A 24,355-nucleotide genomic window follows, 5' to 3' on the forward strand; every position below is an offset into this window, starting at 1 on the left:
AAAAGAGGCCGTCACGGGATCACGCGCGGAGCCGGGACGGAGTAACGTACGTCACCGGAGAGGCCGCTCCCCCCGTGGCGGCCTCTCCCTCACTTTTCCGGCGCCGTCGCCACCTCGGCGGCCCGGTCCACCGGGTGCCGCAGCCCTGGATGGCCCGCCGGCAGCGACCGGCGCACCACCACCCAGCTCACCGTCAGCGCGGTGGCCACCAGCGGCCAGCTCAGCGCCACCCGGGCCACGGTCAGCGCGAGCACCTGGCCGGCGAGGTAGAGCGGCAGGAACACCGCCACCCGCACCACGTAGCTCGCCGCCCAGACCCAGCTGCCCCGCCCGTACGCGCGCAGCAGCGCCGGATCCCGCCGCCACCGGCTGCGCTGCCCGAGGGCCACCCCGACCACCACCCCGAGCAGCGGCCAGCGCACCGCGATGCTCACCATCCAGGCCAACGCGCTCGCCGCGTTGGAGAGCAGTTGCAGCAGGAAGAAATCCTCCGCCCGGCCGGTACGCAACGCGATCAGCGCGGCCACGCAGACGGCGAGCAACCCGATCAGCACCGACCGGGGACGGTCGCCGCGGCGCAGCCGCCAGCCGGCGACCGCCGTGCCGGCGACCACGGCCGCCCCGATCCCGGCCCAGAGCGACTGCCCGCCGAGCACCCAGCCGGCGGCGAACGCCACCGGCGGCAGGGTGGCGTCGACCGCGCCCCGCCGGCCACCGAGCAGGTCGGCGAGCGACTCCGGCCGGCCCACCGCCGCCTCGGACCGGTCGGTGGGCGGCAGGTTCTGCTCCGGTCCGCTGGCCACCGTCACCTCCTACCGTCGACACCAACCTAATGTGGTAGCCGCGACGCGTTATCGGGTACCCGGTCGGACGTGGTGAATCGACGCAGTGGCAGCCCGCGGGCCGTCGCCGTTCCGGCCCACCCGCCCGGCTACCGTGTGCGGGTGCGCGCGACGGCAAGGGGTTGGACGGCGGTCTGGTTGGTCGTACTGGCCATCGTCCAGGCGGCGGCCCTGGTCGTCGTGTGGCGGGTCGCCGTGCACACCGGGCTGGGCCAGTGGGTGGACACCGTCGCGCTGACCGGCAACCGGATCGGCCAGGACCGCATCGACGAGCCGGTGGACCGGTTGCTCAACGCCATGTCGGTGGTGTCCCTGCTGGCGACCACCGCGGTGATCGGCTTCATCGCCCTGATCCGGGGGCGGATCGCCCTGGCCGTCACGGCCACCCTGCTGGTCGTCGGCGCCAACGTCAGCACCCAACTGCTCAAGTACGGCCTGGACCGGCCGGACTTCGGCATCGACCTGCAACGCGCGTACGCCGGCAACAGCCTGCCCAGCGGCCACGCCACGGTCGCCGCCTCGGTGGCGGTGGCGCTGGTGCTCGTGCTGCCCCGCAAGGTCCGGGCGCTCGGTGCCTTCCTCGGCGCCGGCTACGCCGCGGTCGCCGGGGTGGCCACCCTCTCCGCCGGCTGGCACCGGCCCAGCGACGCGGTGGCGGCGTTCCTCGTGGTCGGCGTCTGGGCGGCGCTGGCCGGGCTGCTGCTCCTGGTCCTCCAGCGCGAACAGGCGCAGGTGGTCGCCGCCGACGCGCACCGGGTCGCCGCGGCGGTGCTCGGCGTCGGCGGCGCGCTGGCGGTGATCGGCTGCGCGCTGGCCCTGTCCTGGTTGGTCGACCTGCGTGGGACCCCACCCACCGAGCTGTCCCGGCGGCCGCTGTTCGTCGGCTACGCCGGCAGCGCCGCGGGCATCGCCGGCACGATGGGGCTGGTGATGGCGCTGGTGCTCGGCGTCGTGCACCGGCTGGTCCCGCGCCGCCCGGGCTGACCGCGGTCAGCGGGCGTACGTGCCGACCATGGTGCCGCTGGCGAACTCCTTGTCGGTGAGCGCCCGGTACACGTCGGGCACCTGCGGCGCGTCGGGCAGTTCCAGCGGCCGTTGCAGGGCGTAGAGCCGGAAGAAGTAGCGGTGCGGGTCGTCGCCCCGGGGCGGCTGCGGCCCGCCCCAGCCCAGCTCGCCGAAGCCGTTGGGCCACTCCCGGCCACCGAGCGGCACGCCGCCCTCCGGCGATCCGTCCGAGTCCCGCGCGATGCCGGTGACCAGCCAGTGCAGGAACGGCGTCTTCCCGGCGTCCGGATCCTCCACGAGCAGCACCAGCTCGACGGCGGAATCCGGCACCTGGGACCACTCCAGCGGCGGCGAGACGTTGCCGCCGTCGCGGGAGACCCGGTCCGGCAGCCGGTCGTGGTCGTTGAACGCGGGGCTGCGCATCATGATCCCGGCCATCCCTGACGCTCCTCTCCGTCGACCGGGTCGCGCGTACCCGCCGGACGGGCGCCGAAACGGCCCGCCACCGGACGCGGGACCAGCGCATCCGGCGGTTGTGCCACGAACCGGTCGGAAGTCGGCTGCGATGGGCAGGTGCGCAGAGCGTGGCGGAGCCGGGGGCAGGATCAGGCGGCCGGGTTGCTGCGCAGCCCGGAGAGCGCGCAGCAGGCCACGTACGTGGAGCTCTTCTTCGACCTGGTGATGGTGTTCGCCCTGAACCGGCTGGTGGCCTCCGCGGTGACCGGCCTGGAGGGGCCGGGCCTGGACAGCCCCGACGTGGCCCGGCGCTGGACCGCCCTGGGGCGTACGGTGCTGATGTTCGTGCCGTTGTTCTGGATGTGGACGATCACCGCCTACCGGACCGCGCGCCTCGATCCGCGGGGTCCGGCGGCGCAGTGGGCGATCCTGACCACGGGATTCGCTCTGCTGATCATGGGCGCCAACGTGGAGCACGTGTTCGACGGCGCTGGCGCCCTGCCCTTCGCGTTGTCGTACGTGCTCGGCCAGCTGAGCTGGTCGGTGATCTTCGCCGTGATGCTCGGCGGGCACCCGCTGGCCCGGGTGTACTGGCGGATCGCGCTCTGGTTCGCCGGGTCGGGACCGTTCTGGATTCTCGGTGCGCTCGTACCCGGCCGGGCGCACCTGCTGCTGTGGATCCTGGCGGCGGTCATCGACGTCGGCTCGGCCCGGCTGGGCTGGCCGGTACCGCGGCTGGGACGTGGCAGGACGTCGGCGTGGACGGCCGCGCCGCACCATCTCGCCGACCGGTACACGCAGCTGGTGTTGATCGCCCTCGGCGAGACGTTCCTCGCGGTCGGCATCATCTACTCCACCGGCCCCGACCGCGGTGCCGGCTACGCGACGACCGCGCTGGTCACCGCCTTCGTCACGGTGGTCCTGCTGTGGCGCATCTACTTCCACCGGGCCGGCCTGGTGCTCGGTGAGGCCGTCGCCGCGGCCCGGGACCCCGCCGGGTTGGGGCGCTTCGTCGCGTCCGTCCACGCGGTGATCATCTTCGGGATCGTGATCACGGCGATCGGGCACGAACTCGTCCAGATCCACACCCTCGGCCGGGCCTACCCGGCGTGGCTGGTGCTGGTCCTCGGCGGGCCGGCCTGTTTCCTCGCCGGCCGGGCCGCCCTGGAACACGCGGTCTTCTCCCGGGTTTCCGTACGCCGTTGGATCGGCGTCGGTGTGCTGCTGGCCGCCGTGCTGCCGCTGCTCGCCGCCCCGCCGCTGGCCGCCGGGATCACCGCCGCGCTGGTGCTGTTCGGCATCGCCGTCGTCGACACCCGTCGCGCCGCCCGCCGCCCGCCGGAACCGCCCCACCCGGCCGACTCGCGGGCGAACTGGTCCTGGTGGCGGCGCGGCTGACCATGGGCTTCCAGGCTCCGGACGATGTGAGAGGGTACGGACCGGCGGAGGGGGGACCGGTGGAGACCGTGCGGGCGGGATTCCGGGACGAGTGTGCCCGGCTGGGCGAGGCGCTGCGCGACCTCGACGAGGCAGACTTCGACCGGCCCACCGGCTGCGCGCCGTGGACCGTGCGGGAGTTGCTCGCGCACGTGCGGACCGGCGCCGGGCGGCTGGTCGACATGCTCGCCGCGCCGGCCCCGGCCCGCGCCGAGGTGGACGCCGCCGGCTACTTCGGCGCGGCCAAGTTCGCCCCGGCGGTGGACGCCGACCGGATCGACGCCGGCCGGCGGGAGGCGCGGAAACTCGACGGCGCCGCCCTGGTCGCGGACTTCGACCGGGCCTGGCGGGCCACCCTCGACGCGGTCGACGCCCAGCCGCCCGGCCGCGTGGTACGCACCCGGCACGGCGACGCGATGGCGCTCGGCGAGTTCCTGCGTACCCGGGTGGTGGAGGTCGCCGTGCACGGCCTGGACCTGGCGGCGGCGCTGGACCGGTCGCCGTGGCTCACCCCGACCGCGGCGGAGGTCGTCGCCGGCCTGCTCACCGGCGGCCACCCGGTCCCGGCCGAGCTGGGCTGGGACCGGCTGACCCTGATCCGCAAGGCGACCGGCCGGGTCGACCTCACCGACGCCGAGCGGGCGACCGCCGACGCCGCCGGCTTCCGCTGGCTCTCCTTCGCCGGCTGATCACCGCCCGGCGGCTCGATGGCCGAGTCGGAGCGGGTCGCCCGGCCCGCCCCGGCCAGCCGTGTCAGTGGTCGTGTCAGCGGCATGACAGGGCGGTGACAGATCACCCGGCGATCGTGGTCGCATGACAAGTTCAGCGATTGAGGTTTCCGGTTTGCGGAAGGCGTTCGGGGACAGGGTGGTGCTCGATGGCATCGATCTGCGGGTCGAGGCGGGCACGATCTTCTCTCTGCTGGGTCCGAATGGGGCGGGTAAGACGACGACGGTGAATGTGTTGACGACGTTGGTGCGGGCTGACGGTGGGTCGGTGCGGGTGGCGGGTCACGATGTGGCGACCGAGGCGAGGGCGGTGCGGTCGGTGATCGGGGTGACTGGTCAGTTCGCGGCGGTGGACGAGTTGTTGACCGGGCGGGAGAACCTGCAGTTGATGGTGGACCTGGGTCGGGTGCCGGCCCGGGACGGTAAGCGGGTCGTGGCGGAGTTGTTGGAGCGGTTCGAGTTGACCGAGTCGGCGGGTAAGCCCGCGTCGACGTACTCCGGTGGTATGCGCCGCAAGCTCGACCTGGCGATGACGCTGGTCGGCAACCCGCGGATCATTTTCCTGGACGAGCCGACGACCGGGCTGGACCCGCGCAGCCGCCGGACCATGTGGTCGATCATCCGGGATCTGGTGGCCGACGGGGTGAGCGTCTTCCTCACCACCCAGTACCTGGAGGAAGCCGACCAGCTGGCCCACCGGGTCGCGGTGCTCGACCAGGGGCGGCTGGTCGCCCAGGGCACGCCCGACGAGCTCAAGCGCCAGATCCCGGGAACGCACGTGCGGCTGCGGTTGGCCACCGCCGCGGACCTCGACGCGGCCGGCCGGATCTTCCCCGACGCCGCGCGCGACGAGGAGGCGTTGACCGTGCGGGTGCCCAGCGACGGCGGGACGGCGTCGCTGCGGGCGCTGCTGGACCGGCTCGACGAGTACCACCTGCGCGCGGAGGAGTTCTCCGTGCACACCCCCGACCTCGACGATGTTTTCCTCGCCCTCACGGGCCGCACCACGGAGGTGACCGCGAAATGAGCACGTCCCACGCGATGGTCATGCTGCGTCGCAACTTCACGCACATCACCCGGAATCCGACCTCGGTGTTCAACGCGGTCCTGATGCCGATCGTGATCATGCTGATGTTCGTGTACATGTTCGGCGACGCCTTCAGCGTCGGGGTCGACTACATCGACTACGCCACACCCGGACTGATGCTGCTGGCCGTCTGCTACGGCCTCGGCGCCACCGCCACCGCGGTGAACTCCGACATGACCAAAGGCATCATCAACCGGTTCAAAGTCATGCACGTCTCCCGCGGCGCGGTGCTCACCGGCCACGTCGTCGCCACCGTGCTGACCAACCTGGTCGCCATCACCGCCCTGATCGCGGTGGCCTTCCTCCTCGGATTCAACCCCTCGGCGAGTCTGCTCGACTGGCTCGGCGTGCTCGGCATCATCGTGCTACTCGGCTTCGCCGCCGCCTGGCTCACCGTCGCCCTCGGACTCGCCGCCAAATCCGTGGAAACCGCCGGCCTGGCCGCCGTGCCCCTGGTCATGCTGCCCTTCTTCAGCAGCGCCATCGTCCCCGCCGACAAGATGGGCCCCGGCCTGCGCGAATTCGCCGAGTACCAGCCCTTCACACCCATCATCGAAACCCTCCGCGGACTGCTCAACGGCACACCCTCGACCACCGACACCATCATCGCCGTCGCCTGGTGCACCGCCATCGCCCTCGTCGGATACCTGTGGGCGCGTGCCACCTTCAACAAGCGAGCGTGACCTCGACCAGCTGACCCCAACCCACCTCCGCACCCACCCGAGCCGCCTCGACGAACCCCACCTCGCCGAGGCGGCTCCACGCCACCCGCTCGACCCGGGCCAGATCCGGATGCGACAGATCCGGCAGCCCGCGCACCCCGGTGCTCGCCGCGAGCAGCCGCGCGGCCTGCTCGTACTGGCCGCGGCGCAGCGCCAGGTCCGCGACGCCGACGAGGATCCGGGCGATCAGCGGGGCGTGCCCGGTCTCGGCCGCGGCCTGGCAGGCCGCGGCGTGGTGCTTCCGGGCCTCGTCGAGGTCGGTCGCGAGGTAGCCCAGCAGGTCGTGGGTCACCGCACGGGCGTTCGCCAGCTCCGCGTCGTCGCCCAGCATGGTCGTCGCGACCTCGAGCTGGCGGTACGCCTCCTCGGCGTCGCCGCTCCACCGAGCGAGATCCGCCCTCGACAGGGCCAGCAGGGCCAGCGCGTCCGGCCAGGTGACCCGTTCCGCGCACCGGTGCGCCTCGGCCAGGGCGGTCGCGCTCGACTGCTCGTCACCCAGCAGCCAGTACAGCTGCGCCTGCCGGGACCGCATCCGGATGACGTCCTCGACGGCGCCGACCTCGGTGACGATCGCGATCGCCTCTTCGTAGTGCCGGCACGCGGCGGCGAACTCGCCGCGCATGGCGACGCGGTCCGCCAGCTCGGTCAGCGCGAACGAGATCCCGTACCGTTCGCCGGTCGCCCGGAACTCGGCCAGCGCCAGCTCGAGGTGGGCGTCCGCGTCCCGCCCGCCGTGACCGAGCAGGATCCGCATCTTGCCCAGTTGCAGCCGGGCCAGTGCGCGTACCCAGGGGTCCTCGCTGTCCAGCAGGGGTTCCCAGGCGGGCAGGACCGCGTCCGGCGCCTGCAACATGCGCTCCAGCGGAACGACCAGCGCCAGCAGCGGCTTGCGGGACCGGCTGCGCTGGCTGAGCCGGTAGGCCTGGTGGATCCACTCCGCGGCCTGGTGCTCGTCGCCCCGCCCACCGCTGACGAACAGCACGACGAACGCGTACACCATGGCCCGGATCTCGTCGGGCACCTCGCCGGGCGTCCTGGTGGCCGCGATGAGCAGCTCGATGCCCTCGGCCTTGTGCCCGCTGAGCCACCAGTACCAGCCGGCGCCGGCCGCGAGCCGCATCGCCGCCTGCGCCTCGCCGGCCGCGAGCGCGCCCCGCATAGCGGCGCTGATGTTGTCGTGCTCGACGTTGAGCGTGGCGAGCCACTCCAGTTGCTGGGCGCGGCGAAGGTGCGGCTCCGCGGTCTCGGCCAGTTCGGTGAAGTAGGCGAGGTGCGCCTGGCGCGCCAGATCCGACTCCCCGGCGTCGCTGAGGCGGTGCCCGGCGTACTCCTTGATCGTGCCGAGCATCCGGTAGCGCGGCGCGTCGCCGCCCTCCGCGACCAGCAGCGACTTCTCCACCAGCGCGATGAGCAGGTCGAGGACCTGCTCCGGCTCGACCGCGTCGCCGGCGCAGACCCGCTCGGCCGCCTCCAGGCTCGCCCCGCCGGCGAACACCGAGAGCCGGCGCAGCACCATCCGCTCCGCGTCGGTCAGCAACTCCCAGCTCCAGTCGACCATCGCGCGCAGCGTCCGGTGTCGCGGCAGCGCCGTACGGCTGCCGCCGGTCAGCAGGCGGAACCGGTCGTCGAGCCGGTTGGCGAGCTGATCGAGGGACATGGTGCGCAACCTGGCCGCGGCCAGTTCGATCGCCAGCGGCATCCCGTCCAGCGCCCGGCAGACCCGCACCATCGTCGACAGCGTGTGGGCGTCCACCGCCAGATCCTTGCGCACCGCGCTCGCCCGGTCCCGCAGCAACTGGACGGCGGGCGCGGACGCCATCTCGGCGGGACCGGCGTGCCGCTCCGGCAGGGCCAGCGGCACGACCGGCCACAGCACCTCACCGGTGATGCCGAGCGGTTCCCGGCTCGTCGCCAGGATCCGCAGCCGCCGGCACTCACCCAGCACGCGATGGGCGAACGCCGCCGCCGACTCGATCACGTGCTCGCAGTTGTCCAGGATCAGCAGCGTCTCCCGCTCGCGGATCGCGGCGACGAGACGCTCCGTCGGCTCCACGTTCGGGGTCTCGCCGAGCAGCGCATCCCGGAGGCCGAGCGCGGCCAGTGCCGCCTGCGCCACGTCGCCGTCGGCGCCGATGGCCGCCAGCTCCACCAGCCAGGCCCCGTCCGGCAGGTCACCCAGCAGGGTGCGCGCGGTTTCCGTGGCCAGCCGGGTCTTCCCCGAGCCGCCCGGCCCGATCAGCGTGGTGAGTCGATGTTCGGCGACGAGTCTGCCCACGGCGGTGACATCGGCGTCCTTGCCGATGAAGCTGGTCAGCTCGGCCCGCAGGTTGGTCTTCCGGTTCTCCTCCCGCCGTCCGGACTCGCCCCGCAGCAGCGTGACGTGCAACGCGGACAGCTCCGGTGACGGGTCCACCCCGAGCGCGTCGGCCAGGGCTTCCCGGGTGCGCTGGTAGACGAGCAGCGCCTCGGTGTCGCGGCCGGCCGCGACGAGGGCACGCATCAGCGCGGCGGCCAGCCGCTCCCGGATCGGGTGGGCGGCCACCAGGTCGGTCAGGTCGGCGATCAGGTCGGCGCCGTGGCCGAGGCCGATCTCCGCGTCGAACCGGTCCTCCAGGGCGGCCAGGCGCAGCCTCTCCAGCCGGGCGACCGCCGCGTCGAACGCCCCGCTCTCGGGCAGGCCGACGTCCTGCATGGCCGCGCCGCGCCACAGGGCGAGGGCCTCGCGCAGCCGGCGTGCCCGCTGCGGACCCTCGTCGTCCCGGGCCCGCGCGACGAGGCGTTCGAAACGCACCGCGTCGACGGCGTCGGGTTGCACCGCCAGGCGGTAGCCGTCCGGCTGCCCCTCGACCGAACCGTCCGGCAGCACCTTGCGCAGCCGGGAGACCAGGCGGTGCAGGGCGTTCGCCGCGTCGGCGGGCGGGTGTTCGCCCCAGATCCAGTCGACGAGCGTCGCCTTCGGCACCACGCGACCCGGTTCGAGCGCGAGGGCGACCAGCAGTCCGCGCAACCGGGCGCCCGGCACGTCGGCGATCTCGCCGTCGTCCAGGCGAACCTCGAACGGTCCGAGCATCCCGAGCTGCACGCGGCTGATCTTGCCATGGGCGTCCAACAGGTAACCAGTGCCGACGCCTGCCCGGCCTCGCCGTCGGGCAGCGGCTGCGCGGCGGCGCCGCACCGACGTACCCCGACACCCGGCAGATCCCGGCGCGGGAGCGGAGCCCGGACCTCAGGCGCCGACCCGCGGCGCGGGCACCTGCGGCACCGCCTTGCGCAGGTGGTCCAGCACCACCGGGTCGATCCGCCCGGGCACCAGCCGCTCCTCCAGGTTCTCCATGCCCGCCCAGGAGAAGAGCGCCTCCTCCGGGTCGGCCGGGTCGACCGGGTGGCCCAGCGCGGTCAGCAGCGCGCCGACCTCCGCGGCGACCGCGCCGGTCAGCTCCAGCAGCGTCGCCGGGTCCGGCCGGCTGAACAGCAGGGTGTGCACGGCGAGCAGCCGGCCCAGCTCGGTCACCGGGTCGGCGTGGTCGTCGACCCGCAGGTCGACCAGCACGTCGCCGGTGCCGCCGTACCCGCCGCCGCGCTCGACCACCAGCAGCCCGGCGCTCTGCCGGCCCCGCCGGTCCCCGCCGGCCTGGTCGCCGGCGCGCAGCGCGGCCAGCAGCCGCTCCGGGAACGGCAGGGTGCCCCCGCCCAGCCAGGCGTCCCGGATCGCGTCGATCACCTGCGGGCCGGCCAGGATGTTGCCCTGCGCCGCCCACCCGTCCCCGGCCTGCCCACCGGCCCAGTCGTGGCACATCGGCCCGGTGAAGGTCGCGCCCGGCCCGGTGGCGGCGACCACGCCGACCTGGCGGTGGTCCCGGTCCGGGTCGGCGGCGACCAGCCCGGCCACGACGTCGGCGGCGGCCACGCCGGTACGCAGCATGGTCAGCCCCTGGGGGCGGTAGGCGAGGTTCACGTGGGCCTGGGTGGCGAGCGCGCCGACCTCGGCCTCGGCGGCCGGGACGAGCGCCCCGGCGGCGAGGAACTTGCTGGCCACGGCGACCCCGTGCAGGCGGCCGTCGGCGGAGCGGGCGACGATGGAGAAGGTCACGCCTGGAGAGTAGCGCCCCCGGCCCGGTACGCATCAGCGTTGATGGATGGCCGACGCCACCTCCGGCAGCGTGTGCTGGGCGTTCAGGCGTTTAGTCCGGCCCTGTCGGCCACCGCGAGGCCGCGACGGCTGGTGCCGGTGGCCGGCTGGACGGTGCCTTCGGCGGTCGCCGCGGGCCGCCCTCGCGGGCTCTCCCGGCGCCCCCAGCGCGTCCGGCCGCCCGGTTTGAACACGGAGAGGATCGTCGCGGTCCAGAGCAGGGCGAGGAACAGCGCCATGGCGCCGACCAGCAGGATCCCCGTCCCGCCGGGTCGGGCGGCAGGGTCCGCGCTGCGCGCCACCAGTTCGTCGATCCACGGGCCCTCGAAGGTGGCGAGGACCGGAAGGCTGAGCGCGATGATCAACTTGGCGACCACCCAGCGGTGCTTGATCAACCCCCACGGCGTGCCGAGCGACACCACCACACCGGTGATGATCGCCAAGAAGACGCTCGGGATCGCCAGCGCGAGGTTGAACGTGTCCATGAGCAGGTAGGCGCCGTGCCGTACGGCGTGGCTGTCCGCGGTCACCCCGACGACGGACAGGGTGAGCATCGCGAGGGAGATGCCCAGCCAGCCGACGCCGATGCCGATGTGCAGCGTCAACCACACCTTGCGCGCGATCCGCCCGAGCCGCGGGAAGCGCGGCTTCAGCCCGGCGGTGATCATCGTCGACAGCAGCATGCCGAGCCACGGCAGCTGGTGGGCGAGCAGGAACAGGAACTGCGCGGGAATGAAGAGCAGGTGGAAGCCGATCAGGATCCGCCGGGCGCGTGCGGCGCTCGGCGCGCGGCCGAGCGCCAACCAGCTCCCGACGGAGAGCACGGTGGCGACCGCGTACCCGACTGTCCCGGCCGACTGGAACAGGGGATGGTGAGCGTCCTGCCGCAGCGCGATCGACGCCCCCGCGACGACGGCGAAGATCCCGAAGGCGAGCTGGAGGTTCCTGGGGCCGAGCCATCGGCGCAGCCGTTCTGGGATGACCATGCGACCAGCGTTGCCGGTCCGACCGGGCCGGGACGTCGGCCGATCCGGGAAGGCGGATCGTTGGATCGGGTGTCATTCACCGGGGTCACGTACAACTTTCTGCCGACGCGCACGGCGGCGGGGGTGCCTAGCCTGGAGCACGATGAACGCGCACGACCCGCGCCCGGCGACGCCCTGGTCCCGCCGCCCGGTGACCGACACGGCGGTGGCGCTCGTCGTCGCGGTGCTCACGGCGACGGGCGAGTTCGGTACCGACTTCTTCGGGCCGACGCTCGCCGGGCTCGACGACGGCGTTCCGCCGCCCTGGCTCGGCCTCCCGCTCGCCGTGGGAGTCGGGCTGCTCACCCGGTGGCGACGCCGGCTTCCGGTGACCGTGCTGGCGGGAGCACTGCTGGCGAACGCCCTCGTGCCGGCGCACGCGGCCGTCGCGGTCGCGCTCTACACGCTGGCCGAGCGCACCACCGCCTGGCCCAAGGTCACCACCGGCACGGTGGCATCCGCCGTCCTGGTGGGCATCCCGCTCTGGCGCTTCGCCGGAGCCGACGGCGCGATTCCGATCAGCACGGCGGTCTGTGTCGCGCCGGCGCTGCTCGGTATGTACGTCGGCACCCGGCACGAACTGGTGGAACGCATCCGGGAGCGGGCCGAACGCGTCGAACGCGAGCACCAGCAGCGGGTCGCCCGCGCCCGCAGCGACGAGCGGGCCCAGATCGCCCGGGACATGCACGACCTGGTCGCGCACCGGGTCTCGGTGATGGTGCTGCAGGCCACCGCCCTGGAAGTGGCCCAGGGCGAGGATGCGGTCACCATCGGCCGGCAGATCGGCGCGACCGGACGCGAGGCGCTCGCCGAACTCCGCTCCCTGGTGGCGGTCCTGCGCAACGACGGCGACGCCCCGCTCACGCCGCACCCGGGACTGGCCGAGCTGGACGTCCTGATCGAGGAGTCCCGACGGATCGGCACCCCCGTCACCCTCGACGTGGCGAACCACGCGGGGGAACGGCCCCCGCTGCTCGTGGAGCACACGGCCTACCGGTTCGTCCAGGAGGCGCTGACCAACGTGCACAAGCACGCACCGGGAGCACCGACCCGGGTGTGCGTCCAGCAGACCCCGCACCTGGTGCGACTGTCGGTCAGCAACGGCCGGGGGCGGCCGGTCGACGGTGCCTCACTGCCGGCCGGCGGCCACGGGCTGCTCGGGCTCGCGGAGCGGGTGCGGCTGGTCGGCGGCGCGTTCACCGCGGGCCCCACCGCCGACGGCGGCTTCGAGGTGATCGCCGAGGTGCCGATCCACCGAGGGGAGCAGCGGTGACCTCTCCGAGCGGCCCGATCCGCGTCCTGGTCGTCGACGACGAGTGGATGGTGCGGTCGATGCTGCGCACCATCCTGGAGGCGGCCCCCGACATCACCGTGACGGGGGAGGCCTCCGACGGCGTCGAGGCCGTCGACCTCGCCCGGACGCTCCGCCCCGACGTCGTACTCATGGACATCCGGATGCCCCGGGGCGACGGGCTGACCGCCACCGAGCGGATGGCACGGCTGGACCGGGCGCCGTACGTCGTCGTGCTCACCACGTTCGACCTCGACGAGTACGTGCGGACCGCGCTCCGCAACGGGGCGGTCGGGTTCCTGCTGAAGGACGCGTCGGCCGGCGACATGCTCGCCGCGGTGCGCAGCGCGGCGCGCGGCGACGCGATGATCTCGCCACGGGTCACCCGCCGGCTGCTGCGCACCTTCGCCGAGCCGACACCGGACCGGCGTGGCGACGCCGAGCGGCGGCTCGCGGTGCTCACCGGCAAGGAACGAGAGGTGCTGGTCGCGGTCGGCGGCGGGCTGTCGAACACCGAGATCGCCGCCACGCTCTACATGAGCGAGGCGACGGCGAAGACGCACGTCAGCCGGATCCTCGCGAAGCTGGCCCTGGCCAACCGGGTGCAGGCGGCGATCCTCGCCCACCAGGCCGGCCTGCTCGACTGATCCCGCCGCGCAGGACCCGGGGACACGCCCGTCCCACCGGCGTGCCACCGCGCCGACCTGTCCGTGCGCGGGCGGACGCGTCGCCAGGCGGACGACGGTTCCTCCCGTCGCGTGGGGCCCCGACCCGGTACGCGGGGATGCAACCCCGACCCGGCTGCGCTACGTCCCCTGCTTGTGGCGACGGAAAGAGGTGGGTGTGACGCGCGAGGACGAGGCCGAGTACCGGGACTACGTGTCCGCGCGGCTGGAGCACCTACGTCGCGTCGCATACCTGCTCTGTCACGACTGGCACGCCGCCGAGGACCTGGTGTCGACAGTGTTGTTGAAGCTCTTCCGGTCCTGGCGGTCGGCCAAGCGTGCGGACAACCTGGACGCCTATGTGCGGGGGATGCTGACCAACGCCTGGCTGGACGAGCTCCGGCGGCCGTGGCGCCGCCGTGAACACAGCACCGCGCGGTTGCCGGATCACTGGACAGCGGCGCCGGAACCCGAGGACCGGGGCGCCATCGGACGGCTGCTGCTCGGGCTCGGGCCCCGGCAGCGGGCGGTGGTGGTCCTGCGGTACTACTGCGACCTTTCCGTCGAGCAGACGGCCCGTCTGCTCGGCATCTCCGAGGGGACCGTCAAGAGTCAGTCCGCTCGGGCACTGGAGACGCTGCGGTCGGTGGCGGCGAATACGTGTGTGGGTGAGGGATGACATGAACGAGTACCGGAAGACCCTCGACGAGTACGTGGGAGATTCCCCGCGTACCGCCATCGACATCGACGACCTCGTGCGGCGTGGTCGACGCGGGCAGCGCAGGCGACGGCTCGCGGTCGGTTCGGGCGCGTTGGGGCTGTTGGCCGTGTCGGCGCTCCTCGGCGCCAGCACGCTCAAGCCGTCGACGGGAGGACCGGCCGCGGCCACCGCGTCTGCGAGCATCGCGGCGGCCGACCCGGCGGAGCGGCTGCTGAGGGCGCTGACATCGGCGTTCGCCCGGGAGGCGCCCAACGTCGGTGGCTTCGACACCTTGCAGCGACAGATGCACAAGTGCGACACCGAGAATCCTTCCAGCAGCCAGCTGGTGCCGTACGACGCCGCACGGCTGGACCAGTCCTGCCCCGGTTCGCCGGATAGTGGCGGTGAGTCCTACATCTGGCGAGGCACTTTGACCTCTTCTGCGGGTGTGTACGACGTCCGGGTCGACATCATCCGGACCACTCACCACGAGCCCGAGCCCGCGGCCCGACCAGACAACGGGACCGACGCGATCATGCATCGATCCCCCGAAGCGTACAGCGACAGGCCGCAGCGGGGCCCGAATGGTGAGTGGATCTTGGCCAAGCCGTACGTGTTGAAGATGAGTAAGCCGGACGGCACGGGGATCTTCATCGCCTGCCACGACCCGAACGCTGGCCCGGACTCCGGCACGCATGGCCCGTTCACTGCCGAGCAACTGATCGCCGTGGGCCTGGATCCGGCCCTGCGCCTGTAGGCCCCGGGGCTGTCGATCCGAAACGGAATCCGGATGTTGTGGGCTGGCCCGGCGGACGGACAAACAACAATGGCAAGGAGATGTCTCCCTGCCACTGTCAACATATAGCGCACCCGGGGGCTTGTGGCAAGACCCGGGTCGTGGCGCAGAATCGTCCGCCGAGGCCACAACCTGCGGCAACAGCCGGCACGGCGTGCGTGCCGTTGTCGACGAACGGACGTGCCGTCCGAGCCGGTGGTGCCACTGGCGATGCGGTTGCGGGCGCTCGGGCTCGAGGTGCCGTGTGCGCGCCGCCCGGCTGGGCGGCGCGGCCGGCCGACTCATCAGAGGGAAGGCAACCAGCGATGCGGACGTGTTCCATGAGCGGCTCGACAGAGGCGGCGGCGCCGGTGATTCGATCAGCCGGTGCGGTGCGACCGAGCACGGCCGCCGCGGAGGTGGCGCGATGACCGAGCGGTACGTCCTGGATCTTCGAGAGGTCGACGAGACGCAGGTCGCGCTCGTCGGCGGCAAGGGCGCCCACCTGGGCGGGCTGTCGCGCATCGACGGCGTCCGCGTCCCGGCCGGCTGCTGCGTGACGACGGCCGCCTTCCGGCGGATCATGGCGCAGGTGCCGTCGATCGACGACCGGCTCGACCAGTTGGCGCGCCTGGAGCCGGACGACCGGGCGGCGACCGGCACGCTGAGCGCGGAGATCCGCCGGAGCATCGAAGGGATCGCCATCCCGGCCGATCTCGCGGCGGCGATCACCCGGGCGCTCGCCCGGCACGGGGCGGAAGCGGCCTACGCCGTCCGGTCCAGCGCGACAGCCGAGGACCTGCCGACGGCCTCCTTCGCCGGCCAGCAGGACACGTACCTCAACGTCGTGGGGCCGGCGGCGGTCCTCGAGCACGTCAGCCGCTGCTGGGCGTCGCTGTTCACCGAGCGGGCCGTGACCTACCGCCTGCGCAACGGCTTCGACCACCGGAAGGTCCAGATGGCGGTGGTCGTGCAGCAGATGGTCTTCCCGCATGCGTCCGGCATCCTGTTCACCGCCGACCCCGTCACGGGCAACCGGAGGGTCGCCACCGTGGACGCCAGCTTCGGCCTCGGCGAGGCCCTGGTCTCCGGCCTGGTGAACCCGGACGTCTTCCGGGTGCGCGACGGCGAGGTCATCGCCCGGTCGATCGCCGCCAAGCAGCGTGCCGTACAGGCTCGCCCGGCCGGCGGAACGCAGGACGTGACGATCGACCCGCAACGGCAGGAGCAGCCGGCGCTGACGGATGCGCAGGTCGTGCGGCTGGTGCAGCTCGGCCGGCGGATCGAGGCGCACTTCGGCCGCCCGCAGGACATCGAATGGTGCCTGGTCGACGACGACTTCCAGGTCGTGCAGAGCCGGCCGATCACCACGCTGTTCCCGATCCCCGCGGCCGGCGACCGGGAGAACCACGTCTACCTCTCGGTCGGCCATCAGCAGATGATGACCGACCCCATGAGGCCACTGGGGCTGTCCGTGTGGCAACTGACGGCCATGGCACCGATGCACGAGGCCGGGGGACGGCTGTTCGTGGACGTCACCCGGGCCCTGGCCACACCCGCGAGCCGCGCCGGCCTCCTCGACATGGCGGGGAGGTCCGACCCGCTGACCAGGGACGCGCTGGAGACCGTCCTCGACCGTGACGACTTCCTGCCGGCGCTGCCGGACGCGGGTCCCGGCGGGCCGCCGGCCGGCGGCCCGCCCGACCCGATCGAGACCGATCCGGCCATCGTCACCGAGCTGATCGAACACAGCGAGGCGTCCGTCGCCGCGCTGCGGCGCGACATCCGGACGAAGACCGGACCGGCGCTGTTCGACTTCCTGCTGGCGGCCTTCGACGAGCACAAGCGGGTCCTCAGCGATCCGCGCAGCATGCGGGCGATCATGGCGGGGATGGAGGCCACCTGGTGGCTCAACGACCGGCTGGAGGAATGGCTCGGCGAGAAGAACGCGGCCGACACGCTCACCCTGTCCGCCCCCGACAACGTCACCTCGGAGATGGGACTGGCGCTGCTCGACGTCGCCGACGTGGTCCGCGCGCACCCCGAGGTGGTGGCGTTCCTGCGGAGCGTCGAGGACGACGGCTTCCTGGACGAGCTGCCGAAGCTCGCGGGCGGCACCGAAGCGCGCGAGGCCATCGAGGCCTACCTCGACCGGTACGGCATGCGCTGCGTCGGCGAGATCGACATCACCCGGCCGCGCTGGAGCGAACGCCCCAGCACACTGGTGCCCCTGATCCTCGACAACGTCAGGAACTTCGAGCCGGGCGCCGCCGAGCGGCGCTTCGAGCACGGCCGGCAGGCGGCGCGGAAGAAGGAACAGGACGTGCTCGAACGCCTGCGGGCCCTGCCGGACGGCGAACGGAGGGCGGCCGAGACCAAGCGGATGATCGACCGGGTCCGGACCTTCATCGGCTACCGGGAGTACCCGAAGTACGCCATCATCAGCCGCTACTTCGTCTACAAGCAGGCCCTGCTGGCCGAGGCCGAGCGCCTCGTGCGGGCCAACGTGCTCTCCGAGGCGGAGGACATCTTCTACCTCACCTTCCAGGAGCTCCACGACGTCGCGTGCACCAACCAGGTGGACGAGCAGCTCATCCGGCAGCGCAAGGAGGCGTTCCGGTCGTACCGGGCGCTCACGCCACCCCGGGTGCTCACCTCCGACGGTGAGGCCGTCGACGGGGCGTACCGGCGCGCCGACGTGCCGGCCGGCGCGCTGGTCGGCCTGCCGGTTTCCGCCGGGACCGTCGAGGGAAGGGCCCGGGTCATCCTCGATTTGGCGCAGGCCCGTCTCGAGCCGGGCGACATCCTGGTCACCGCCTACACGGACCCCAGCTGGTCGCCCCTGTTCGTCGCGATCACCGGCCTGGTCACGGAGGTGGGTGGCCTGATGACCCACGGCGCGGTGATCGCCCGGGAGTACGGTCTGCCGGCCGTGGTGGGCGTGCGGCAGGCCACCCGGTTGATCCGGGACGGGCAGCGGATCCGCGTGCACGGCACCGACGGGTACGTCGAGCTCCTGTCGTGAGCGACCACAGCGGGAAGCCTCATCGGTAGCTTCCGGTCGGCACGACGCGTCGGGTGTCCGGCAATCATCGTTGCCTCTGGGGCAACGATGATTGCCGGAACCGTCGTTGATCGTCGTCTCGCAGTCACGGAAGGTGGTTGTCGTAACCCCTTCGCGCAGCAAAGGACGACGACGTGACGTACCGGAAGGTCGTTAACGACTCCACGACGTTCGAGACCGGCGTCGTGCACCTGCACCACCGGATCGGAGGCTGACCCATGTCGTTCCAGGCGTACCTCGATGCCATCGAGGACAAGACCGGCAAGACCCCCCGCACCCTCGTCGACGAGGCCAAGCAGCGCAACTTCGACGCGCCCGACGTGAAGGCCGGGGTGATCGTCGACTGGTTGAAGAGCGAGTACGGCCTCGGGCGCGGGCACGCGATGGCCCTGGTCCACGTGATCAAGAAGGGGCCGACGATCAGTACGAAGCACGTCGGCTCGGCCGGTTCACACCGCGACGCCACCGACACCCTGTGGCTCGACGGCAAGGCCACCCGCCCAACCTGACACCGACGACAGCCGCCGCGGTGCCGCCGGCTCGCCGCGGCGGGGCGGCGGCACCGATCTCGCCGGTGACCGGGAAACCGGCGGGCGGAACCTTGATCCGGGTCGCGGCGAGCGGGCACGATCGACCGGTGACGAAGCGATGGGGAATGACGGTTCCGCTGGGCGGGATCCCGCTGGCCGACCACGCGGCGGTCTACGCCGCCCTCGACCGGGCCGGTTTCACCGACGTCTGGTCGGCCGAGGTCAACGGGGCGGACGCGTTCACCCCGCTGGCGCTCGCCGCCGCCTGGCAGCCCCGGCTGCGGCTGGGCACCGCGATCACCCCGGCCTTCACCCGGGGGCCCGGGCTGCTCGCGATGAGCGCCGCCGCGCTCGCCGACGCGGCCCCCGGCCGGTTCGCCCTCGGCATCGGCGCCTCCTCACCGGTGGTGGTGGGCGACTGGAACGCCATCCCGTACACCGAGCCGTTCCGCCGTACCCGGGACGTGCTGCGCTTCCTGCGCGCCGCGCTGGCCGGCGAGACGGTGGACGGGGCGTACGACACCTTCGCCGTCCGCCGGTTCAGCCTGGAACGGCCGCCCGCCACGCCGCCGCCGGTGCTGCTCGCCGCGCTGCGCCCCGGCATGCTGCGGCTGGCCGCGGCCGAGGCCGACGGGGTGATCCTCAACTGGCTGGCCGCCGACGACGTGCCCCGGGCGCTCGGCGCCACGGGCGAGCGCCGGCCCGGGTTCGAGGTGGTCGCCCGGATCTTCGTCTGCCCCACCGAGGACGCCGCGCACGCCCGCGCGCTGGGCCGCCGGCTGATCACCAGCTACCTCACCGTCCCGGCGTACGCCGAGTTCCACCGCTGGCTGGGCCGGGAGGAGGTGTTCGGGCCGATGTGGCGGGCCTGGGCGGCCGGCGACCGGCGCGGTGCCGGCGCGGCGGTGCCCGACGAGGTGGTCGACGCGCTGGTGCTGCACGGCTCGCCCGAGCAGTGCCGCGACCAGGTCGCCCGGTACGCCGACGCCGGGGTCGACGTACCCGTGCTGGCGCTGCTGCCCACCCCGGAGCTGGCCGCCGGTGGCGCCGCGGCGCTGGCCGACCTCGTCGGCCGGCTCGGCCCCGCCCGGGTCGCGGCCGGCGGGCGGGAGAGCTGAGGTGAACCTGACCGACCGGATCGCCGTGATCACCGGTGGGGCGGGCGGGATCGGCGCCGCGCTGGCCCGCCGGTTCGCCGCCGAGGGCGCCGCCGCCGTGGTGGTGGCCGACCTCGACGCCGACGCCGCCGCTGCGGTCGCCGCCGGCATCGGCCCGGTCGCCCACGCCGCGGCCGTCGACGTCACCGACGAGGAGCAGGTCCGCGCGCTGGTCGCCGACACCGAGCGGCGGTACGGCCGGGTCGACCTGTTCTGCGCCAACGCCGGCGTGGCCACCGGCGGGGGAGTGGAACTGCCCGACGCCGACTGGGACCGCGCCTGGCGGGTCAACGTGCTCGCCCACGTCTACGCCGCCCGGGCGCTGCTGCCCGGAATGCTGGCCCGGGGCGGCGGCTACCTGCTGGTCACCTGCTCGGCGGCGGGCGTGCTGACCGCGGTCGGCGACGCCCCGTACACCGCCACCAAGCACGCCGCGGTCGGCTTCGCCGAATGGCTCGCGGTCACCTACCGCGACCAGGGCCTGCGGGTCAGCGCACTCTGCCCGCAGGGGGTGGACACCCCGATGCTCGCCGACGGGCTCGCCGCCGGGCACCTCGGCGCCCGGGTGATCGCCGCCTCCGGCGCGGTGCTCAGCCCGGACCAGGTGGCGGACGCGGTGATCGCCGGGCTGGCCGAGGAGCGGTTCCTCATCCTGCCGCACCCCGAGGTCGCCGGCTACGCCCGCCGCCGCGCCGAGGACCCGGACGGCTGGCAGGCCGGGCTCCGCAAACTCGTCCGCCGGCTGCGCGCCTGAGCCGCCCGGCTTGTGCGCCGGCACCACACTGCACCCATGGAGGCTGTCCTCGGTTCCCTCGTCGGGGGAGTGCTCGCCATCGCCGGTGGGCTGCTGGTGGCGCTGGCGACCGTCCGCCACGAACGCCGCCGGTGGCAACGGGACGCGGAGCTGAAGGCCGCGATCGACCTGCTGTCGGCGCTGCAGACGCTGGTACGGCGGCTGATGAACCTGGCGTACCTGGAGGACAAACACGGCGACGAGGCGGCGATGGCGATGGCGGACTACCGGGAGGCGACGATCGCCTGGAACAGCGCGATGTACGCCGTCCTGCTGGTCGGCTCGCCGGCCAGCACCGCGCTGGTGCCCAGCCTCGACCGCGAGGTCGACCGGTTGTGGGAACGCGCCATGAGCCGGCGTTGGACGCGTACCGGGTTCCGCGAGGAACGCAAGGCCCTCGGCCAGCTCGCCGCCCGCTACCTGGCCGCCAACCGCACCCTGTCGGGGCACGACGGGATCGCGCTGCGCTCGCTGTGGACCTGGGACGAGACGCCCACCGCCGGCACGGACCGCTGAGCCCGGCCGGCCGGCGGGGTGCCGCCGGCTCCCGCACCGCCGAGCCAGCGAGCAGGCCCGTGGCCGGCTCCCGGACAGCCCACTCGGCCCCGGCTACCCGCCCGGACAGCGATTGTCGCCGCCGCTGTGCTCCTGACCGACGGTGGGCGCCGGCGGCGGGGGCGGCGGTGGGGTCAGGGTGCGGTACGCGTCCGCCGCGAACGGCGCGACGAACGCGCCGAGCACCAGCGCCAGGGCCAGGTAGACCGCGCCGGTGCGGACCAGGCGACCCGTGAAGGCGGTGACGGCGCCGCCAGCCGGCCGGCACGACGCGCCGCCGCCAGGTGCAACCGCGCCGAGTGGATCACGCGTGTAACCAACGATGGACACCTCGACCAACCATTCCAAAGGCCTGCTCCGACCGATGACCCCGGACGTGTCGCCGCGACCGACCACCACTCGCCGGGCCCTGCTGCGGGCGGCGGTGGCGCTACCCCTGGCCGGTTGCACGGACGGCTCGGCACCCGCTGCCGACCCCACCGCCTCCGCTCCCACCGCTGCGGCCGCGACCAGTTCCGCCGCCACCGGGCCGGACGAGCGACACGACCGGCTCGTCGAGCTGGAGCGCCGGTTCGGCGCCCGCCTCGGCGTGTACGCCCTCGCCACCGGCACCGGCACGACGGTCGCGCACCGGGCGGACGAACGGTTCGCGTTCTGCTCCACCTTCAAGGGCCTGGCCGCGGCGGCCGTGCTGCACCACCACCCGCTGTCGCACCTGGACACGCTGGTCAGGTACGGCGCGGAGGACCTCATGAAGAGTTCCGCCATCACCCGGCGGCACGTGGCCACCGGGATGACGATCCGCCAGATCTGCGACGCGGCGGTCCGCTACAGCGACGGCACCGCCGGCAACCTCCTGCTCCGCGACCTCGGCGGCCCGGCGCGGCTGACCGCGTACCTGCGCGGCCTGGGCGACCCGGTCACCCGGATGGACCGGATCGAGCCGCACATCGTGACAGCCGTCCCCGGAGACCTCCGCGACACCACGTCGCCCCGCGCGATCGGCACCGACTACCAGCGGATCGTGCTGGGCGACGCCCTGCCGCCCGACAAGCGCGCCTTCCTGCGCGACCTGCTGGAGCGCAACGCCACCGGCGCCGCCGCCAAACGCGTCCGGGCCGGCGTGCCGAAGGGCTGGACCGTGGCCGACAAGACCGGCACCGGCGACTACGGCACGCTCAACGACATCGCCCTGGTCTGGCCCCCGGGCGCGGCGCCCCTGGTCATCTCGATCATGTCCAGCAAGCCCACCCGGGACGCCGCATACGATCAGGCCCTCATCGCCGAGGCCGCCGCCTACGTGGTGGACACCCTCACCTGAGCGGCCGGCGCCCGCCCGACGCTTCCGCCAGTAACACCAGATCAGCACGCCTGTCGCGCCACCCCGGGAGACACCACCAGATGACCTACTCCGCCACGGCCCGGGTGACCGGACCGGCCGCCCCACCACCGCCGGGTCGGCGTCGCGGCCGCCGGCTGCTGACCGCCGGTCTGCTGACCGTGCTGCTGGCCGGCACCTCGCTGGTCGCGGTCGAGCCGCTGCGCCGCCCGCTGCCGACGCCGACCGTCACCCGGACCCTGCCCGCGTCGACGGTCATCCCCGGCGCCGCCCCGACGATCCCGTGGCCACAGCGGGGTCAGGCCGCCCTCACGGTGGCGGGGCTCGGCTCGCTGGGCACCTCGGGCGGCAACGACCCGGTGCCGATCGCGAGCGTGGCCAAGGTGATGACGGCGTACGTCATCCTCACCGAGCACCCCCTCGACCGGGGCGAGGCCGGGCCGAGGCTGACGGTCAGCGCGGCGCAGGCCGCCGCGTACCCGAGGGAACTGGCGCGCGGGGAGTCGCTGGTGCCGGTGGTCGCCGGCGCGGTCTTCACCGAGCGCCAGGCGCTCCAGGCGGTGCTGCTCCCGTCGGCGAACAACATGGCACGGATCCTGGCCGCCTGGGACGCCGGCAGCGTCGAGGCGTTCGTCGACAAGATGAACGACACCGCCGCCGCGCTCGGCATGGCCGACACCCACTACACCGACCCGGCCGGACTCGACGCGGGCACCGTGAGCACCGCCGTGGACCAGGTGATCCTGGCCCGCAAGGCGATGGAGCTGCCGGCGTTCGCGGAGATCGTGGCGCAGCGGACGGCCACCCTGCCGGTCGCCGGCACCGTCAAGAACTACAACTCCCTGGTCGGCAGGGACGGCGTCGTCGGGATCAAGACCGGCTCCACCGACGAGGCCGGCGGTTGCCTGGTCTTCGCCGCCGTCGTCACGGTCGGCGGCCGGAAGCTCACCATCGTGGGCGCCGTCCTCGGGCAGCCCGGCGCGAACACCCCCGTGCAACTGGACCGGGTGTTCCGGGCCACCCGCCCGCTGGTCCGCACCGCCGCCAAGGCGATCGGCGAGCACCCGATCGTGCGGGCCGGCGACCAGGTCGCGGCGGTACGCGGACCGCTCGGCGCCGGCACGACGATCGACGCTACCGCCGGTGTGACAGTGCTCGGCTGGCCCGGCATGGAGGTGCGGCTGGACCTCGACATCCCGGCCGTACCGGCGCGGCTGCCGGCCCACACCGAGCACGGCCGGCTCACCGCTGTCGCCGGCGAGAGCGCGCCGGTCACCACGGCGCTGCGCACCGGCGAAGGGCTGGAGCCGCCGAGCACCTGGGACCGCGTCCGACACCATCGCTGACCAGCCGGCCGGTCGGGGGACGCGGCCTGGATCCGGCGCGACCGCGACGCCCTAACCGTCCACCGTTCTGGCGATTGCGGAACGATCCTGTCCGCCAGACGTGTCAGGGTGACTTTATGGACCACGGCCACCTCGACCGGAAGCCCGCGCCGGCGCCGATCCACCACCGGTCCGCGGCCGGCCGGCCACCCGACCGGCACCCGCACCCGAGACCCGCCACGGACGGAGCAACCCGATGAGCCGCCACTTCCAGGTCACCTTCGACGCCCACGACCCGCGGGCGCTCTCCAGCTTCTGGTGCGACGTCCTCGGCTACGTCCACCCCGGCCCACCCGGCGTCGACCTGCCCGAGGGTGCCGACCCGCTCGCCGCGTGGGACGACTTCCTCGCCCGGATCGGCGTACCGGAGGAGCAGCGCAACACCAGATCGGCCATCGAGGACCCGGACGGGCACGGCCCGCGCCTGTTCTTCCAGCAGGTGCCGGAGGACAAGGTCGCCAAGAACCGGGTCCACCTCGACGTCCGGGCCGCTCCCGGCCTGGTGGGGGAGGAGCGGATGGCGGCGCTGGAACACGAGTGCGAGCGGCTCGTCGCGCTGGGCGCGACGCGGGTCCGGCGCCACGAGCCGGAACCCCCGCTGAGCGGCGGCTTCATCGTGATGACCGATCCCGAGGGCAACGAGTTCTGCCTGGACTGACGCGGCCCGGGG

Annotated in this window: 23 protein-coding genes; 17 read left to right on the forward strand and 6 right to left on the reverse strand. The window is 73.4% G+C overall.

The genetic code is table 11. The features are described from left to right. Nucleotides 1–89 precede the first annotated feature (89 nt). Nucleotides 90–779, reverse strand: a complete 690-nt coding sequence (locus SM577_RS16900) for a DUF3159 domain-containing protein (protein ID WP_474587439.1) — start codon at nt 777–779, stop codon at nt 90–92. A gap of 159 nt (nt 780–938) precedes the next feature. Between SM577_RS16900 and SM577_RS16905 the strand changes: the two genes are divergently transcribed. Next, complete coding sequence (locus SM577_RS16905) at nt 939–1,826, forward strand: phosphatase PAP2 family protein (protein ID WP_474582618.1); 888 nt, start codon at nt 939–941, stop codon at nt 1,824–1,826. Nucleotides 1,827–1,832: 6 nt separating this feature from the next. Here SM577_RS16905 and SM577_RS16910 read toward each other — a convergent pair whose 3' ends face one another. Then, nucleotides 1,833–2,285 carry a YbhB/YbcL family Raf kinase inhibitor-like protein gene (locus SM577_RS16910; protein ID WP_474587307.1) on the reverse strand — a complete coding sequence of 151 codons (453 nt, stop codon included), beginning with the start codon at nt 2,283–2,285 and terminating at the stop codon, nt 1,833–1,835. Nucleotides 2,286–2,420: 135 nt separating this feature from the next. On the opposite strand from SM577_RS16910, the gene SM577_RS16915 reads away from it, so the two are divergent. The 4 genes from SM577_RS16915 (at nt 2,421) to SM577_RS16930 (ending at nt 6,238) form a co-directional block, all read left to right on the forward strand. After that, the gene (locus SM577_RS16915) at nt 2,421–3,701 is read left to right on the forward strand and encodes a low temperature requirement protein A (RefSeq protein WP_474587308.1); all 1,281 of its coding nucleotides are present in this window, start codon (nt 2,421–2,423) and stop codon (nt 3,699–3,701) included. Between the two features lie 2 nt (nt 3,702–3,703). After that, complete coding sequence (locus tag SM577_RS16920; RefSeq protein WP_474587440.1) at nt 3,704–4,429, forward strand: maleylpyruvate isomerase N-terminal domain-containing protein; 726 nt, start codon at nt 3,704–3,706, stop codon at nt 4,427–4,429. Nucleotides 4,430–4,553: 124 nt separating this feature from the next. After that, entirely contained in the window at nt 4,554–5,495 is a 942-nt protein-coding gene (locus SM577_RS16925; protein ID WP_474587309.1) for an ATP-binding cassette domain-containing protein, read from the forward strand. Continuing rightward, the gene (locus tag SM577_RS16930) at nt 5,492–6,238 is read left to right on the forward strand and encodes an ABC transporter permease (RefSeq protein ID WP_474587310.1); all 747 of its coding nucleotides are present in this window, start codon (nt 5,492–5,494) and stop codon (nt 6,236–6,238) included. The genes SM577_RS16925 and SM577_RS16930 overlap by 4 nt, the downstream gene beginning before the upstream one ends. Here SM577_RS16930 and SM577_RS16935 read toward each other — a convergent pair. The 3 genes from SM577_RS16935 to SM577_RS16945 all read right to left on the reverse strand — a co-directional run bounded on the left by SM577_RS16935 (nt 6,222) and on the right by SM577_RS16945 (nt 11,392). Continuing rightward, entirely contained in the window at nt 6,222–9,359 is a 3,138-nt protein-coding gene (locus SM577_RS16935) for a BTAD domain-containing putative transcriptional regulator (protein ID WP_474587311.1), read from the reverse strand. The genes SM577_RS16930 and SM577_RS16935 overlap by 17 nt on opposite strands. Before the next feature lie 144 nt (nt 9,360–9,503). After that, on the reverse strand, nt 9,504–10,367 hold the full coding sequence (locus SM577_RS16940) for a DUF1028 domain-containing protein (RefSeq protein WP_474587312.1): 864 nt from the start codon (nt 10,365–10,367) through the stop codon (nt 9,504–9,506). An 83-nt stretch (nt 10,368–10,450) separates the two neighbouring features. Next, entirely contained in the window at nt 10,451–11,392 is a 942-nt protein-coding gene (locus SM577_RS16945) for a hypothetical protein (protein WP_474587313.1), read from the reverse strand. Between the two features lie 142 nt (nt 11,393–11,534). Here SM577_RS16945 and SM577_RS16950 point away from each other — a divergent pair, with 142 nt between their 5' ends. The 9 genes from SM577_RS16950 (at nt 11,535) to SM577_RS16990 (ending at nt 20,922) form a co-directional block, all read left to right on the forward strand. Further along, nucleotides 11,535–12,704, forward strand: coding sequence for a sensor histidine kinase (locus SM577_RS16950; protein WP_474582731.1), 1,170 nt, complete (start codon nt 11,535–11,537; stop codon nt 12,702–12,704). Then, the gene (locus SM577_RS16955; RefSeq protein ID WP_302920263.1) at nt 12,701–13,369 is read left to right on the forward strand and encodes a response regulator; all 669 of its coding nucleotides are present in this window, start codon (nt 12,701–12,703) and stop codon (nt 13,367–13,369) included. Before SM577_RS16950 ends, SM577_RS16955 begins: the two co-directional genes overlap by 4 nt. A 196-nt stretch (nt 13,370–13,565) precedes the next feature. Next, on the forward strand, nt 13,566–14,066 hold the full coding sequence (locus tag SM577_RS16960) for a SigE family RNA polymerase sigma factor (protein ID WP_302920262.1): 501 nt from the start codon (nt 13,566–13,568) through the stop codon (nt 14,064–14,066). Nucleotide 14,067: 1 nt separating this feature from the next. Further along, nucleotides 14,068–14,844, forward strand: coding sequence for a hypothetical protein (locus tag SM577_RS16965; protein ID WP_302920261.1), 777 nt, complete (start codon nt 14,068–14,070; stop codon nt 14,842–14,844). Nucleotides 14,845–15,289: 445 nt separating this feature from the next. After that, the gene (gene rph / locus SM577_RS16970) at nt 15,290–17,887 is read left to right on the forward strand and encodes a rifamycin-inactivating phosphotransferase (RefSeq protein ID WP_474587314.1); all 2,598 of its coding nucleotides are present in this window, start codon (nt 15,290–15,292) and stop codon (nt 17,885–17,887) included. A 257-nt stretch (nt 17,888–18,144) separates the two neighbouring features. Then, complete coding sequence (locus SM577_RS16975; RefSeq protein ID WP_474587315.1) at nt 18,145–18,435, forward strand: DUF4287 domain-containing protein; 291 nt, start codon at nt 18,145–18,147, stop codon at nt 18,433–18,435. Nucleotides 18,436–18,581: 146 nt separating this feature from the next. Beyond that, nucleotides 18,582–19,574 (forward strand): LLM class F420-dependent oxidoreductase, encoded by a 993-nt coding sequence (locus tag SM577_RS16980; protein ID WP_474587441.1) that lies wholly within the window; start codon nt 18,582–18,584, stop codon nt 19,572–19,574. A gap of 1 nt (nt 19,575) precedes the next feature. Next, nucleotides 19,576–20,367 carry an SDR family oxidoreductase gene (locus tag SM577_RS16985; protein WP_474582729.1) on the forward strand — a complete coding sequence of 264 codons (792 nt, stop codon included), beginning with the start codon at nt 19,576–19,578 and terminating at the stop codon, nt 20,365–20,367. A 36-nt stretch (nt 20,368–20,403) separates the two neighbouring features. Beyond that, nucleotides 20,404–20,922: a hypothetical protein gene (locus SM577_RS16990; RefSeq protein WP_302920257.1), complete on the forward strand. Its 519-nt coding sequence runs from the start codon at nt 20,404–20,406 to the stop codon at nt 20,920–20,922. 93 nt (nt 20,923–21,015) lie between these two features. On the opposite strand, the gene SM577_RS16995 is transcribed toward SM577_RS16990, so the two are convergent. Further along, nucleotides 21,016–21,291, reverse strand: coding sequence for a hypothetical protein (locus SM577_RS16995; RefSeq protein ID WP_302920256.1), 276 nt, complete (start codon nt 21,289–21,291; stop codon nt 21,016–21,018). Between the two features lie 34 nt (nt 21,292–21,325). Between SM577_RS16995 and bla the strand changes: the two genes are divergently transcribed. The 3 genes from bla (at nt 21,326) to SM577_RS17010 (ending at nt 24,343) form a co-directional block, all read left to right on the forward strand. Then, nucleotides 21,326–22,282 carry a class A beta-lactamase gene (gene bla / locus SM577_RS17000; protein WP_474587316.1) on the forward strand — a complete coding sequence of 319 codons (957 nt, stop codon included), beginning with the start codon at nt 21,326–21,328 and terminating at the stop codon, nt 22,280–22,282. A gap of 80 nt (nt 22,283–22,362) precedes the next feature. After that, on the forward strand, nt 22,363–23,646 hold the full coding sequence (locus SM577_RS17005; RefSeq protein WP_474587317.1) for a D-alanyl-D-alanine carboxypeptidase family protein: 1,284 nt from the start codon (nt 22,363–22,365) through the stop codon (nt 23,644–23,646). Nucleotides 23,647–23,881: 235 nt separating this feature from the next. Then, a complete protein-coding gene (locus SM577_RS17010) occupies nt 23,882–24,343 on the forward strand; it encodes a VOC family protein (RefSeq protein ID WP_474587318.1) in 462 nt (153 codons plus the stop codon). Nucleotides 24,344–24,355 lie beyond the last annotated feature (12 nt).

The sequence above is a fragment of the Micromonospora desertarenae genome, from assembly GCF_056150265.1.

Coding starts and splice junctions, on each gene's coding strand:
- SM577_RS16950 (WP_474582731.1), top strand. CDS start 11,535: ATGAACGCGCACGACCCGCGCCCGGCGACGCCCTGGTCCCGCCGCCCG.
- SM577_RS16945 (WP_474587313.1), bottom strand. CDS start 11,392: ATGGTCATCCCAGAACGGCTGCGCCGATGGCTCGGCCCCAGGAACCTC.
- SM577_RS16965 (WP_302920261.1), top strand. CDS start 14,068: ATGAACGAGTACCGGAAGACCCTCGACGAGTACGTGGGAGATTCCCCG.
- SM577_RS16980 (WP_474587441.1), top strand. CDS start 18,582: ATGACGGTTCCGCTGGGCGGGATCCCGCTGGCCGACCACGCGGCGGTC.
- SM577_RS17010 (WP_474587318.1), top strand. CDS start 23,882: ATGAGCCGCCACTTCCAGGTCACCTTCGACGCCCACGACCCGCGGGCG.
- bla (WP_474587316.1), top strand. CDS start 21,326: ATGACCCCGGACGTGTCGCCGCGACCGACCACCACTCGCCGGGCCCTG.
- rph (WP_474587314.1), top strand. CDS start 15,290: ATGACCGAGCGGTACGTCCTGGATCTTCGAGAGGTCGACGAGACGCAG.
- SM577_RS16930 (WP_474587310.1), top strand. CDS start 5,492: ATGAGCACGTCCCACGCGATGGTCATGCTGCGTCGCAACTTCACGCAC.
- SM577_RS16925 (WP_474587309.1), top strand. CDS start 4,554: ATGACAAGTTCAGCGATTGAGGTTTCCGGTTTGCGGAAGGCGTTCGGG.
- SM577_RS16910 (WP_474587307.1), bottom strand. CDS start 2,285: ATGGCCGGGATCATGATGCGCAGCCCCGCGTTCAACGACCACGACCGG.
- SM577_RS16990 (WP_302920257.1), top strand. CDS start 20,404: ATGGAGGCTGTCCTCGGTTCCCTCGTCGGGGGAGTGCTCGCCATCGCC.
- SM577_RS16975 (WP_474587315.1), top strand. CDS start 18,145: ATGTCGTTCCAGGCGTACCTCGATGCCATCGAGGACAAGACCGGCAAG.
- SM577_RS17005 (WP_474587317.1), top strand. CDS start 22,363: ATGACCTACTCCGCCACGGCCCGGGTGACCGGACCGGCCGCCCCACCA.
- SM577_RS16920 (WP_474587440.1), top strand. CDS start 3,704: ATGGGCTTCCAGGCTCCGGACGATGTGAGAGGGTACGGACCGGCGGAG.